Annotated in this window: 13 protein-coding genes; 7 read left to right on the top strand and 6 right to left on the bottom strand. The window is 32.3% G+C overall.

What is annotated here, in order from left to right:
• Nucleotides 1-359: 359 nt before the first annotated feature.
• The 6 genes from porN to topA form a co-directional block, all read right to left on the bottom strand.
• Nucleotides 360-1,355 carry a type IX secretion system ring protein PorN/GldN gene (porN, locus tag ACUXZJ_RS06655; protein ID WP_060383259.1) on the bottom strand — a complete coding sequence of 332 codons (996 nt, stop codon included), beginning with the start codon at nt 1,353-1,355 and terminating at the stop codon, nt 360-362.
• Between the two features lie 48 nt (nt 1,356-1,403).
• Nucleotides 1,404-2,933, bottom strand: coding sequence for a type IX secretion system motor protein PorM/GldM (porM, locus tag ACUXZJ_RS06650; RefSeq protein WP_060383260.1), 1,530 nt, complete (start codon nt 2,931-2,933; stop codon nt 1,404-1,406).
• 49 nt (nt 2,934-2,982) lie between these two features.
• A complete protein-coding gene (gene porL / locus ACUXZJ_RS06645) occupies nt 2,983-3,618 on the bottom strand; it encodes a type IX secretion system motor protein PorL/GldL (protein WP_060383261.1) in 636 nt (211 codons plus the stop codon).
• A 62-nt stretch (nt 3,619-3,680) separates the two neighbouring features.
• Entirely contained in the window at nt 3,681-5,066 is a 1,386-nt protein-coding gene (gene porK, locus ACUXZJ_RS06640) for a type IX secretion system lipoprotein PorK/GldK (RefSeq protein ID WP_060383262.1), read from the bottom strand.
• Between the two features lie 106 nt (nt 5,067-5,172).
• Entirely contained in the window at nt 5,173-6,318 is a 1,146-nt protein-coding gene (locus ACUXZJ_RS06635) for a formimidoylglutamase (RefSeq protein ID WP_060383263.1), read from the bottom strand.
• Between the two features lie 2 nt (nt 6,319-6,320).
• Nucleotides 6,321-8,825 carry a type I DNA topoisomerase gene (gene topA, locus ACUXZJ_RS06630; RefSeq protein ID WP_063743690.1) on the bottom strand — a complete coding sequence of 835 codons (2,505 nt, stop codon included), beginning with the start codon at nt 8,823-8,825 and terminating at the stop codon, nt 6,321-6,323.
• A 245-nt stretch (nt 8,826-9,070) separates the two neighbouring features.
• Here topA and miaB point away from each other — a divergent pair, with 245 nt between their 5' ends.
• The 7 genes from miaB to ACUXZJ_RS06595 all read left to right on the top strand — a co-directional run bounded on the left by miaB (nt 9,071) and on the right by ACUXZJ_RS06595 (nt 14,768).
• On the top strand, nt 9,071-10,522 hold the full coding sequence (gene miaB, locus ACUXZJ_RS06625; RefSeq protein ID WP_060383265.1) for a tRNA (N6-isopentenyl adenosine(37)-C2)-methylthiotransferase MiaB: 1,452 nt from the start codon (nt 9,071-9,073) through the stop codon (nt 10,520-10,522).
• 15 nt (nt 10,523-10,537) lie between these two features.
• The gene (locus ACUXZJ_RS06620) at nt 10,538-10,909 is read left to right on the top strand and encodes a hypothetical protein (RefSeq protein WP_060383266.1); all 372 of its coding nucleotides are present in this window, start codon (nt 10,538-10,540) and stop codon (nt 10,907-10,909) included.
• Between the two features lie 3 nt (nt 10,910-10,912).
• Nucleotides 10,913-12,172, top strand: a complete 1,260-nt coding sequence (locus ACUXZJ_RS06615) for a sigma-54 interaction domain-containing protein (protein WP_060383267.1) — start codon at nt 10,913-10,915, stop codon at nt 12,170-12,172.
• Between the two features lie 71 nt (nt 12,173-12,243).
• On the top strand, nt 12,244-12,747 hold the full coding sequence (locus ACUXZJ_RS06610; protein ID WP_060383268.1) for an LptE family protein: 504 nt from the start codon (nt 12,244-12,246) through the stop codon (nt 12,745-12,747).
• A gap of 3 nt (nt 12,748-12,750) precedes the next feature.
• Nucleotides 12,751-13,977, top strand: a complete 1,227-nt coding sequence (locus ACUXZJ_RS06605) for a tetratricopeptide repeat protein (RefSeq protein ID WP_063743689.1) — start codon at nt 12,751-12,753, stop codon at nt 13,975-13,977.
• Nucleotides 13,978-13,980: 3 nt separating this feature from the next.
• Nucleotides 13,981-14,343: a preprotein translocase subunit SecG gene (gene secG, locus ACUXZJ_RS06600; protein ID WP_063743688.1), complete on the top strand. Its 363-nt coding sequence runs from the start codon at nt 13,981-13,983 to the stop codon at nt 14,341-14,343.
• A gap of 149 nt (nt 14,344-14,492) precedes the next feature.
• The gene (locus ACUXZJ_RS06595; protein WP_060383891.1) at nt 14,493-14,768 is read left to right on the top strand and encodes a co-chaperone GroES; all 276 of its coding nucleotides are present in this window, start codon (nt 14,493-14,495) and stop codon (nt 14,766-14,768) included.
• The last annotated feature ends 65 nt before the right edge of the window (nt 14,769-14,833 follow it).

Below are 14,833 nucleotides of genomic sequence, written 5' to 3'. Positions count from 1 at the left end.
AAGTTTTATTCATTTATATATGTTATAACAGTATAGATTATTATTTTTTAATAAAAAAACAAATTTAACATATTTTTAAACAAAAAACTAAAGAAAGCGCTCTTATGCAGGAATGAAAATAATTATCTAAACTCAGATTTTATGATGAAGATGAGAAAGACAGAGAAGTAAAACACAAGGATTCTTTTTAGTAGTTATAGTTTTACTTTATCGAATACAAAAAATGAAGTATTCTTTAAATTTAAAATCATTTTTATCTGTATTGAATTTTCAATTCGTAATTTAGTTTAAAATATAAAAAAACTCCTACCTTCTTATTTAAGGCAGGAGTTTTTTTATGTAATTGGAGAAATTTATAATTAATAAGTCCACATATCTTGTTCGAAGTCACGGATTTTATCTCTTACTCTTTGAGCTTCTATTAATTGCATTAAAGAATTATCTTTCATATACTTAGATATATCACGATCATTATAAATATTTTCTTCTTTATAAATAACTGAATTAAATCTTCTTGAATTTAATAAGTGATCAAATGATATTGGCATAGAGGTATTCTTTTCATTAAAAGCTTTCGCATCATGTAGGATTTCCCTTGCATCTGGATAGAATACCCAGAATAAATCAATATAATCTTTTTCTTCTTCTGATTTACCAATGGTGTAAACATCTGGAATAACAGGACAAATTCCTAAAATACGATAACGCAAATCGGATTGTCTTTTATCAAAATACCACAATCCAACTATTCTATAATCAGAAACATCAATAGAAGCTAGATCTGTTTTATTGATATATTCAGGAGAAATGAACTTTGAAGCTGGGATTACTTTTGTTTCAACACCAACTTTTTTACGTTTTTTTCCTGTTCCTTCATATACAGGTACTTCTACAGTTCTACTTCTATAGGCATTGATATCTGAATTCATTTCTTCTCTACCTGCATCAGTAGTATCAATCTTAGTGAGCGATGCACTAATGTCTTTTAATGTTTTCTTTTCTCTAAAATAACTATCACCGTACACTTCAGTAATCTTACCTGATTTTATACCCTTTACTAATACATCGTAAAGAGATCGACGATCAGAACCTATACTGATTGTATCAATTGGATAGTATAAAGAAAAATTAATACGCTCATCTAAGTCAATTATCTCCCATACTTTCTTAGACATCAAGATATCTCTATCATCTACATAACCATAGTCTAAGGCCTTGTCATTATCCTTAGTTTGTTGAGCTGCAGATTTCAAACCTATTTGTTGAGGTTTTTTTGCATTCAACAAATTTGACTGAGCGAAAGTTGATATACTTCCACTAACAAAAAATGCTAATACTAAATTTCTCCAATTCATACTTTTCTATTTGAGGCGTTTAAAAATTAAACGAAATTTATGCAATTATTATTGTACTTCGTAGGTACAAGATGATACTCGTTTAGCAACTTGATCTATACCTGAGAAAGATGCTTTAATCTCAGAAATTACTACCACGTCACCTCTTTGTGCTTTTTGAATAGCTCCTTTTGCTCTAGCATCCATTTTATTACCAGTAACTACTATGGTTGGTTGGCCTGGAACTTTTACATTAAACTGTGTAACACGTACATCTACTGGAAAGTCAAAATCTTCCATTTCTGCAGTTACTGTACACACTTCTAAGTTAGACTTAGATCCTTTTGCAGAAACTTCTCCACGAACTTTTCCTGTAGGCGCAGGTAACCCTTTTATACGGAATTCTTTTTTATCAGAAACAACTTTGCCATCAGGTAATTTTGCACTTACATTAATCATTAATGATGCACCTGGACCTGGTTTTAATATATATTTACCATTTCCTGTTTTAGTCATACCTGGAGCTGATGCGTTTACACTATTATCAGCTACACCTGCAAAAGAGATTGAAATTGGATTAGGTACACCACGGTACACTACATTCATTTTGTCTGCAGATATTGTAGCGGAATTTGGGCGAGGTACTACTACATAAGAGCCTGCAAATTTTAATGGAATTGTTTTACCGTCTTCTAAGAATGTAAATTGTCCATTAATGTTTTGTTCTCCTACTCCACCTGCAGTGGTTGAAATAACAGCTTGTCCATTTTCTAAACGTCCAGGACCTTGGAATGATGTTGGTTTTGTATTTTCGTCATAACGACCTAATACTACTTTCCCTTTTACTTGTTCTCCTTGAAAATAAGCATTTTTTTCTAATACTACGATTGCTTGATAGTTGCTATAAGATGCTGCTTGTACGGCTGCTTTACCTAGTGCTGCACTAATTACATCAGATTCAGCTTTTTTAGCATCGTTTTGCCAAGCTGACAACTTAGCTAAGGATGCAATTGAAGGGAATCCTTTGAAATGATAGTTTAAAAATTTATCTTTTGATCCATCTGTTTTTACAACATCTTTAGTATCAAATTTGTTTAAAACTTCATTTAAGATATGCGCGTATTTCTTTTCAGATCCTAATGCGCTTTTTAATTCTGATTTATATGTTTCTATGGCATCTAATACGGCTTTTCCTTTAGCTGTATAATTTTCTCCTTGAAACCATGTTTCATCTAATTTATCACCTTTATCCATAGATTCATAAGGCAGCTTCCCATTTTCTAACTCAATATCTTTTGTTAGATCTGCTTTTATTCCATCTACGAAAGAATAAAACTTATTTGAGGCAGCTTCTACTTTATGAGCTGTTGCTGCTGCCATAGCAAATTCTCCTTTAGCTTCAGCTGCTTTCTGATCAAGAGAAGCTAACATTTGCTCATTAGTAGACTTTGCTGATTGATTAGATCCTTCAAATCTTTCATTCATTAAACCAAATGCTGAAAGGACCTCTTTTGACATATTCATTGCCAACATAGCGACGAAAACCAAATACATAAGGTTCACCATCTTCTGTCTAGGACTTAAATTACCTCCTGCCATTCTTTTAGAATTTTTTTAGTTATTAAATTTATTTAAAAAGACAAGAAGATTATCCTCTATTACTCATAGCTGACAACATACCTCCATAAACACTGTTTAATGTTGCAATATTAGTCGTCATAGATTGCATTTGTTCTTTTAATTTAGCTGCATTTTCTGCAATTTCTTGATTTGCTTCTGCATTACGTGAAGCACTTTCTAACTGCGACTTGTATAAATTATTTAAAGATGCCATATTATTAGCTGCAGCTAACATTTCATCTGCATATTTCTTTTGTCCTGCAATAGCATCTACAGTCGGTGCCATATTTTTAGCTGCTCCTTCAAAATTTTTAATACTATTCCCTAAGCTAGCCATTAATTCACCATCAATTTTTGCTTCTTTTAACATAGCATCTAATTTCTGAGATAGTATTCCTTGCGCTTCAACTGGTTCTTCTTTTCTAGCTTTTTTAGCAGTTGGTTGTCCTCCTGCTAATTCAGGATAAACTAGAGTCCAATCTAACTCCTGAGCTGGAGTTTCGAAAGCAGATAAACCGAAAATTAAAGCTTCTGTACCTAAACCAGCGATAAGCATAGCACTTGCTCCTGGCCAGTGCATTAATTTAAATAAAGCTCCAACGATTACTACTGCCGCACCAAACCCGTATGCGAAGTTCATTACTCTAGGTGATAAAATTGCCATAATAATAAATTTTTAGTTAAGTTAATAATTATGATTTGTTTAAAATATATATTTAAAAAATCTTATTTTGATACATTACCCGTTGTTTCTGTCCCCATATAATCTTGAATAGTACGGAACCCAATATAACTTCTAGCAGAATCTGCATATTCAAAATCACGAGTACTAACTTGCAAGAAATATGCTACGTCTTTCCAAGAACCACCACGTGTTACTTTACGCATATTTTTTTGGTCTGAAACATTTGGATTCATTGTTGACAAGAATTCATAAGCTGTTGGATCATAAGAAGAATCTGTCCACTCTGCTACATTACCTGCCATATTATACAGACCATAATCATTTGGTTCATAAGCGTCTACTTCTACTGTGTATAGTGCTTGATCTGCTGCATAATCTCCGCGAGAAGGTTTAAAATTAGCTAAATAGCAACCTCTATCATTTTTTGCATAAGGTCCTCCCCAAGGATATGTTCCTGATTCTAGACCTCCTCTTGCTGCATATTCCCACTCAGCTTCTGTTGGTAAACGATAAGCGTTTACGTTATCTTTATGAGATCTTTTTCTAGCTCCATTATGATACAATGTTCTCCACGCACAGAAAGCTTTTGCTTGTTTCCAAGAAACACCTACTACAGGATAATCTCCGTAAGCTTGATGCCAGAAATAATCATTGTGCATTGGTTCGTTGTAAGAATAAGCAAAATCCTTAATCCAAACTGTTGTATCTGGATAAACAGTAACTTCTTCTTGTTTGATAAATTCCTTACGTTTCCCTACTTTAGCTTTAGCAGCTGCTTGAATATCCATCCAAGTGTATTTAAACTTTAATTTTTCAGAGCGCAAAGTTCTCAATCCGTTGTACGCTTCTGCCGCAGGGATATACATAGAGTCCATTACTTCTGTATAATAAGCATCAGGATACTCACTTGTTTTCCATTTAATTGGAACTTTTTTGTTTAATTTTCTCCCTGAATATGGATCATCTCCTGTACCAATACTGTAATAATTATCATACATATACTTGTCATAAACTGACATTTTAGTTGTATCGGCATCTAAGAAAGCATAATCTGCTATGCTACCACCTTTTGAGGATTTTTTTGCGTCATTTTTTTGACCTAACTCATCAGCCGCTATTGCTAACTTTGTTCTAACAATAGAATCTCTCACCCAATGCACGAACTGACGATACTCACTGTTTGATATTTCAGTCTCATCCATATAAAATGAACGTACTGTCACTGTTTTAGTTGGTGCATCTTGAACATTAGCTAAATCATCATCTGATTTACCCATGATAAAAGAACCTCCAGGAACCAATGTCATTCCATAGGGCTTTTCAGGATGCCAAGCTTTTCCCTTAACACCAACAAGCTGGCCATTGTCTTTTGAACCGCAGCTGTATAAAAACATAACAAGTACTGCTGATAAAATGAACTTCTTCATATAAATTTGGGTTATGTATGTATTCACTTTTACTTTAAGAATGTAAACCTATTTATTTATTTCCTAATTACCAAAAAAACGTTAAAAAAACTTACAAAAAAAAATTCTACAACAAATTTTTACGTTGTGCTTTCCACCATCTTTCGGGCACTATACCTTCACAGGCATCTAAATAATCATCATAGGTACAAGGTAGTAACGTATTTTTTTTTAGTTTATTATAAGAATTTGACAAAAAAGGTATTTCTATCCACCAACGTCCTGTTTTATCGCTCTTATAGAAAATAAGTTCTTCTTCTAAAGGAACTATATATTTTATAAAATTGCTTTTGGTTCCAAAAGGATACTCGTTAGAGCGATAATGATATCCTTCTATGAAATACCAAATTACTTGGGCTATTAAAACGGATTCAGAAGCAGTGTATTTATGATTAAAAATCCCAAAAGTAGTTACCTTATCACTAAGCCCTGCATATCTTGAAAAAGCGCAAATTTCCTTTCCTGAAAATCCATTAGGCATAAAATCTACAAAGTTTCCCGAATTAGAGGACATAACAGATTTCATATCTATAGAAACTAAATCTGCATCTCTTAAAACAGGTTCCGTAATAGTAGGATCATGAGCTACTTCTCCTAGTCGATAGGAATCAAAATATAATTTTTCTATCAAATCAATTTCTTCTTGTGAATTAAAATAGGTTTGATAACCAATATTACTGTAATTGAATAGATTATTAGGCTCATCAACAATCATTTTGGTCAGGTAAGAATCTGCTAAAAGACCATTATCTCTAGCAAAATCAAACTGACTATCAATTGTTACAACATTAACCATTTGTTCTAAACGGTCATAACCTCTATAGATAGCATACGTTAAATCTTGAGATCCTCCTATGACTATTGGGATAATATTATTCTTTACCAATTGTTCTACTATTCCTTTTAGCACAAAATAGGTGTCTTCTAATTCTGCTCCTCCTATTATATCTCCTAGATCTACAATATTCACATTCCAATTCCCTGGATACAAAGAATATAGGGATTTTCTTATTAAAGACAAATCAAGGTTTGTATTATTTTTCCCTCCTCCTCTTTCTTCTAACACTCCTACGATAGCAATTGATACATTTCTTAAATCGGGAAATTCCTCATGTGTATTAAATTGGATTTTTCTTCCTAAAGAGGCTTCTGGAAAATTATAAACATCAATTAAAAAATCAACATCTAAGGGTTTTAAAAAATCAAACACCATTATTACTTATTTTTTTTGATAGTTGTCTTTTTAGGCGTTGCTTTTTTAGTAGCTGTTTTCTTTACTGGAGCTTTTGCTTCAATCATTTCTTGTACTTTTTCTAAAGTTAACTGAGCAGCATCAATATCCTTGCTCAATTCTATTTTGATCTTTCCTTTGAGAATCACGGAACGTCCCCACCTAGCCTTTTCTACTCGAATTCCTTCTGTTTCCCAATTATGAATTAATTTTTCACTTTCTTTTTTCAGTTTATCTTCTATTAATTCTGTAATATCCAAGGATGATAATTGATCAAAATTATATTTTTTATTAACATTTATAAATATTCCATTCCATTTAATAAAGGGGCCAAAACGTCCTACTCCTTTTTGAACATCTATTCCTTGATATTGGCCTATGGGTGCATCGGCTTTATTTTTATCATCTATTAATTGTTTTGCTCTTTCTAGCGTTACATCCAAAGGGTCTTCTCCTTTTGGCAAGGATATAAAAGTTTTACCAAATCTTACATAAGGTCCAAATCTACCATTATTTACCTCGACCTCTTCCCCATTATACTCTCCTAACATTTTAGGCAATAGAAATAAATCCAACGCTTCTTCTAGAGTAACAGTTCCTATATTTTGTTCTGTTCGTAAACTAGCAAATTGCTTTGCATCATCTTCTGCATTTCCTATTTGAACCATAGGACCAAATTTCCCTAAACGAACTGAAACTTGTTTGCCTGTTTTAAGATCAATTCCAAGTATTCGTTCACCGCTTTCTCGCTCTGCATTTTTTTCTACATTTTGAACATTTGGATGAAAATGTTTATAAAAATCATCCATCATGTTTTCCCATTCTTTATTACCTATTGCTATTTCATCAAAATCTTGCTCTACTTTTGCTGTAAAATTATAATCTAGAATAGTTTCAAAGTTTTTAACTAAAAAATCATTTACGATTGTCCCTATATCGGTCGGCACTAGTTTTCCTTTATCTGATCCTACATTTTCAGACAATACTTCTGATTTTATTTGATTATTTTTTAAAATCAATTGGTTATATTTACGTTCAGCTCCTTCAAAATTTCCTTTTTCTACATAATTTCTATTTATGATGGTAGAAATAGTAGGAGCATAAGTAGAGGGACGACCAATCCCCAATTCTTCTAATTTTTTCACTAGGGATGCTTCTGTATAACGAGCTGATGGTCTTGAAAAACGCTCTGTGGCGGTAATATAATTATTCTTTAAAATTTCTTTTATTTTAAGAGCAGGCAACATTCCTTCTTCTTTTTCATCTTCGTCATCATTCCCTTCTAAATACACCTTTAGGAAGCCTTCAAACTTAATAACTTCTCCTGTTGCTCCAAAAATTTCTTTATGGGTATCTGCCTCTACCTTTACATTCGTTCGCTCTAATTGCGCATCACTCATTTGAGAAGCAATTGTACGTTTCCAGATCAAATCATACAAACGAGATTGATCTCTATCTAGCTGAACACTATGGCGTGACATATCTGTTGGACGAATTGCCTCATGCGCTTCTTGTGCTCCTTTAGATTTCGTTGCATAATTTCGTGGTTGGCTAAATTCTTTTCCGTAATAATTAGAAATTTCGTCTTGAGCTGCTATCATTGCTTCTTGAGACAAGTTTACACTATCTGTTCTCATGTAAGTAATTAACCCTGCTTCATATAAACGCTGCGCTACTTGCATAGTAATCCCTACTGGCATATACAATTTACGAGCTGCTTCTTGCTGTAAAGTAGATGTTGTAAAGGGAGCCGCGGGTGATTTCTTTGTTGGTTTCGTTTCTAAATCTGCCACCTTAAACGTAGCTCCTATATTTTGTTCTAGAAACTTTCCAGCCTCTTCTTTTGTAACAAAGTGTTTACCTAATTTAGCTCTGAATGTTCTTCCTGATTCATTAGAAAATTCAGCAGAAATACTATACGTTACTTCAGTTTTAAAGTTTTGAATCTCACGTTCACGCTCTACAATTAAACGTACTGAAACAGATTGAACTCTACCTGCTGATAAACCGCTTTTAACTTTTTTCCAAAGTACCGGTGATAATTCATATCCTACTAAACGATCTAGAACACGACGTGCCTGTTGCGCATTAACTAAGTCGTAATTAATGCTTCGTGGATTTTCAATAGCTTTCTGAATTGCTGTTTTAGTAATTTCATGAAAAACAATTCGTTTGGTCTTTGTACTATCTAATTTTAACTCTTCCGCTAAATGCCATGCTATAGCCTCTCCCTCGCGGTCTTCATCGGAAGCTAACCAAACCATTTCAGCGGTTTTAGACAAATCTTTTAGTTTTTTTACTAAAGCTTTTTTATCAGAAGAAACTTCATATTTAGGTTTGAATTTATTTTCTACATCCACCCCCATTTCTTTTGAGGGTAAATCAGCAATATGTCCAAAACTAGACTCAACCTGAAAATCTTTTCCTAAAAACTTCTCTATAGTTTTCGCCTTAGCAGGCGACTCTACGATTACTAAATTCTTTGCCATTTGTAACGTTTATTTCTTCGGCAAAAGTAGAAGTTTTTTTTGAAATCCAATTTTTATAGAATTATATATTACGTAAACTTTTTTCAAAAGCATTAGTAGTACTTCTATTCTTCAACTTTTATTTTAACATGAAAAACTTTTAAAAACATTACTATACAAACTTTTAAACAAACAAATATGACATCCTGTCAGAATAAAAAATTTAGTATTATCTTTGCTAACTGAAAAATACGAATGGCATTTTTATGGAAAAGGTAATTGACGAGAATAAACAGGGAACAAGCTTAATTTTAGAGCAAAATCAAAAAAATACAAAAAAGATGTTCATAGAGAGTTATGGATGTCAGATGAACTTTTCAGATAGTGAAATTGTAGCATCTATCTTAACTGAACAAGGTTACAATACTACGCAAAATCTTGAAGAAGCAGATTTAGTTTTAGTAAATACTTGCTCCATTAGAGATAAAGCGGAGCAAACCGTTCGTAAACGTTTAGAACAATATAATGCAATAAAAAAGATCAACCCTAGTATGAAAGTAGGTGTCTTAGGTTGTATGGCTGAACGTTTAAAAGAAAAGTTCTTAGAAGAAGAAAAAATCGTAGATCTTGTTGTAGGACCTGATGCTTATAAGGATATTCCTAATTTATTAAGTGAAGTAGAAGAAGGTCGTGATGCCATTAATGTTATACTTTCAAAGGAGGAAACCTATGGCGATATTCAACCTGTTCGTTTAAACAGTAATGGTGTAAATGCCTTTGTATCTATTACAAGAGGATGTGATAACATGTGTACATTTTGTGTTGTTCCTTTTACCCGTGGTCGCGAACGTAGTCGGGAACCACAAAGTATCATAGAAGAAATTCAAGATTTATGGAACAAAGGCTATAAAGAAGTTACTTTATTAGGTCAAAATGTAGATAGTTACCTTTGGTATGGCGGAGGACTCAAAAAAGATTTTGTAAAAGCGAGTGAAATGCAAAAAGCAACCGCTGTAGATTTTGCTCAATTATTAGACCTATGTGCAACCAAGTTTCCTAAAATGCGTTTTCGCTTCTCTACTTCTAATCCACAAGATATGCACATAGAAGTAATTGACACAATGGCCAAACACCATAATATATGCAAATACATTCACTTACCAGTACAATCAGGAAGCACTCGCATATTAAAAGAAATGAATCGTCAGCATACACGTGAAGAATACTTAAAACTTGTTGATAAAATTTACGAAATCATTCCTGATATTTCACTTTCTCAAGATATGATAGCGGGTTTCCCAACTGAAACAGAAGAAGATCATAAAGACACCTTAAGCCTAATGGAACATTGTAAATATGACTTTGGATTCATGTTTGCATATTCTGAAAGACCAGGAACATTAGCCGCTCGAAAAATGGAAGATGATGTTCCTGAAGAAATCAAAAAACGTCGCTTAAACGAAATCATTGATTTACAACAAAAATTAGGCTTACAACGCACACAACGTTTTATTGGACAAACAGTAGAAGTTCTAGTTGAAAAAGACTCTAAACGTTCTAATCAGCACTGGAGTGGAAGAAACTCTCAAAACACAGTAGTAGTATTCCCTAAAGAAAATTATAAACCAGGTGATTTCGTGTTAGTAAAAATAACAGATTGTACTGCTGCCACCTTAATAGGCGAAGCAATCTCGTATTCTAATATTATGCAAGATTAAAAAACACATCCTTTTATGTTTCGATTGTTTCTACATATTCTTTTTTTCTCATTTGCTATAAATTCCTTTAGCCAAGAGAAACTATTTTTTAACACACAAGAAGAAAATTCAGATGTCTTTTTTGGTATGTTAACAAAAAAAAACAATCAATTTTATATAAAAAAATGTTCTATCATCAGTGAAGAAATGTTAATTGTTGATGAAAAAGGAGTTCAAAGTACTGAAATACTTTCAAGATTTAAAGAAATAATAAAAAAAGGATCGAAAATACAATTAGAAACAATAGCAACAGTAAAAGAAAACAAAGGCAATTTTTCAATTCATATCATTAAAATTAAAAACATCATCATCAACAAAAGTTGTTTATTATTAGATTCTTTAGATTAATTTATGGAAAATGTACAAAGCATAAAACAACGATTTGAAATCATCGGTAATGATCCGAAGTTAAATAGAGCTCTTGAAAAAGCAATTCAAGTAGCTCCTACAGACATTTCGGTTTTGGTTATTGGTGAAAGTGGTGTGGGAAAAGAAAGTATTCCTAAAATCATTCATTCTCTTTCACATCGTAAACATGGAAAATACATCGCAGTAAACTGCGGTGCAATTCCTGAAGGAACGATAGACTCTGAATTATTTGGTCATGAGAAAGGGGCTTTTACGGGGGCTACCAATACTCGTGAAGGCTATTTTGAGGTAGCTGACGGTGGAACTATTTTCTTAGACGAAGTAGGAGAACTTCCACTTACAACCCAAGTCCGTCTACTACGTGTCTTAGAAAACGGTGAGTTTATAAAAGTAGGATCCTCTCAGGTTCAAAAAACTAATGTACGTATTGTAGCTGCTACTAATGTTAATATGCAAGAAGCTATTTCTAAAGGTAAATTTAGAGAAGATCTTTATTATAGATTAAGTACCGTTGAAATAGCACTACCCGCTTTGCGCGAACGAAAAGATGATATTCATTTATTATTTAGAAAATTTGCCTCTGATTTTGCACAAAAATACAAAATGCCCCCTATAAAATTAGAAGATAGTGCTGTACAACACTTAATAAAATACAGATGGAGTGGTAACATACGTCAACTACGTAACGTAGCAGAACAAATATCCGTTTTAGAAACTAATCGTAATATTTCCACCAATACACTTATTTCCTATATCCCAAACGAAGGAAATAACCTACCTCAAATTGTAAGTCCAAAATCAGAAAACGATTTTTCATCAGAAAGAGAAATTCTATACAAAATCCTATTTGACATGAAAGCAGACTTAAACGACCTTAAAAAGTTAACTCTAGAACTCATGCAAAATGGTAGCACGAAAGTACAAGAAGCAAATAAAGGATTAATTCAAAGAATTTACGGACAAAAAGAGGAAAACAATCCTTATTTCCAAGAAGAAACAAGAGTACAAACCATCCCGAATACACCTCATATTCAAGAAGAATTCGATGACGATGATGACTCTGATTACATTTTTGCTCACACTATTGAAGAAGAAGAGGACTCTTTACGCCTAGATCAAAAAGAAATTGAGTTAATTAAAAAAGCTTTGGAAAGAAACAAAGGAAAAAGAAAAGCCGCAGCTGATGAATTAGGTATATCAGAAAGGACATTATACCGAAAAATAAAACAATTCGATTTATAATTTTCTATACTTTATCAAAAACGTTTATACAAAAACTTTATTTTTGAAAAAGGATATTCATTATCAACATTATGAAACAATTTAAACATATATTCTTTCTCTTTTCTTCATTAATACTATCTTCTTGTGGTGTCTATAACTTCACAGGTACAGGTAAAATAGAAGCAAAAACATTTCAAGTAAATACCTTTCAAAATGTTTCAGAACTTATTGAACCTGGGATTGAAAGAAAATTCACCTTACGATTACAAGATTTAATTCAAAATCAGACCAATTTAAATCTAACAAATACAAATGGAGACCTCGTATATGAAGGCGAAATAGTAGACTATCGCATTAGTCCTATGACGGCAACTGCTAATCTAACAGCTGCTCAAAATAGACTTTCAATTACTATTAACCTTCGTTTTTCAAATAAAAGCAAATCAGAAGAAAATTTTGAAAAGAAATTTTCTTTCTACTATGACTATCCAGCAGCAGAACAATTAACGGGAAGCAAATTACAAACAGCTTTAGACGAAATATTTGAACGAATTACACAAGATATGTTTAACGAGACCTTAGCTAAATGGTAGTCTATGAATACAACAGAACTTACCTCTTTACTAAAAAACCCTAATATAATCACTCATTCGCAATGTAGTGAGTTAGAATCTGTACTCAAAGAATACCCTTATTTTCAGAGTGCAAGAAGCTTATATTTGAAAGGGCTACATATACAAGACAGTTTTAAATACAACGCCGCTTTAAAACTGACAGCTGCTCACACTACCGATCGAACTATTCTTTTTGATTTCATTACCAATAAAAATTTTGCTCAAGAACGAAACTTTGAAGTGATTACGCCAACAATTCATTCAAAATTTTCTTCATCTGATAAAATTAATGAAGCTATAGAATCTGTCTCTCAAATAAACGAGGCATATACAAAAGAAGAACTCGAATTAACAAAAAAAAATACATCTTCAAACGATTCTATCAATTTAGAAACAGAAATACAAAATTCTAATGTTACAGATGAAGAAAAACTAGAACAATCTGTTTTAAATTCAATTATTATTGCCAATGAGACAATAGAAGATTCTAACAACAATACAATCACAGAAGAATCTATCTCATTAGAAAATCCTTTAGAAAAATCCATTTTGTCTTCTATATCCGAATCAGACCAATCCATAAACAATAAAATCGAAATACCTTCTTCTCATACACCCTCAATTAGAGAAAAAGTATCTTGGCTAGAAGATATTATTGATTTAGATCAAAAACATGAAATCGAAATCAATCTTAGCGAACCTATTATCCTTAACGACAACAAAACGCTTTCCTTTCAAGAGTGGTTACTTCTATCCAAAACAACCCCTATTGAAAGACCCGAAAATATTATTACTGTAGAAAAAGAAGAGCCCATAACAAAACCAGCAGAAGAAAACATAACTAACAAAATTTCTATCTCAGACACTATTTCTAAAAATTCTACAACAAATGAAATTTCAAATACAACAAATAAAAAAGAAGATACTGAAGTAAATTCTAAAATGGATCTAATTGATAAATTTATTCATAACAACCCTAAAATTTCACCTCCAAAAGACAATATTCCAGCTCCAAGCTATATTTCAAAAAAGAATGATAGCCCTTATTTAATGACTGAAACTCTGGCAAAAATTTATTTAGAGCAAAAAAAATACACAAAAGCAATACAAGCTTATGAAATTTTAATTTTGAAATATCCAGAAAAAAGTAGTTTATTTGCAGACAGAATTTTGGATATAAAAGATTTACAACAAAATAACAACAGATAAACAATGAGTACATTTACAATTTTCTTAGTATTAATCACTATAGTTTGTTTTTTATTAGTGGTAGTAATTATGGTGCAAAACCCTAAGGGAGGAGGATTATCTTCAACTTTTGGTAGTTCACAAATGATGGGAGGTGTTCAAAAAACAACAGATTTCTTAGATAAATCAACTTGGTATTTAGCAGGTGCTTTATTAGTGCTTATCTTATTATCTAGCTTAAGTTTCAATGGAACTAATAGTGATACAGGCTCTAAACTAATTAATGAATCAAGTGCTCCAGCTACGGTTCCAGCGGCCTCAAACACTGATGCTAAAACAACTACTCCAGCTACTCCTACCAAACCAGGTATGGAAGAAAAAAAATAATTTTAAACAAAATACTCTAAAATGCCAGCTCTGACAAGCTGGCATTTTCATTTTTACCAAACCTTCCTTTTTTGACAGCTTTTATAAATTGGCATAATTTCTGCAAAAACACTACAGAATTTAATAACATTAAAAATCCAAAAATAATTATGGCATTAAACATTAAACCACTTTCAGACCGCGTTATCGTGGAGCCAGCCGCTGCTGAAACTCAAACAGCTTCTGGCATCATCATCCCTGATACAGCTAAAGAAAAACCTCAAAAAGGAATTGTGGTAGCTGTAGGAAACGGAAAAAAAGACCAACCTATGACTGTTCAAGTTGGCGATACTGTTTTATATGGAAAATATGCTGGAACTGATTTAAAATTTGAAAACAAAGATTATTTAATTATGCGTGAGGATGATATTCTTGCGATTATCTAAATGGAGTAAAAAGTAAAAAGTAAATAGTGAAAAGTAAAATTTAATATCTATTCACTAATTACTTA

This window comes from Flavobacterium sp. TN-1 (genome assembly GCF_052828645.1).
The sequence above is the reverse complement of the archived record's forward strand: the minus strand, read 5'-3'. Positions and strand labels throughout refer to the sequence as shown.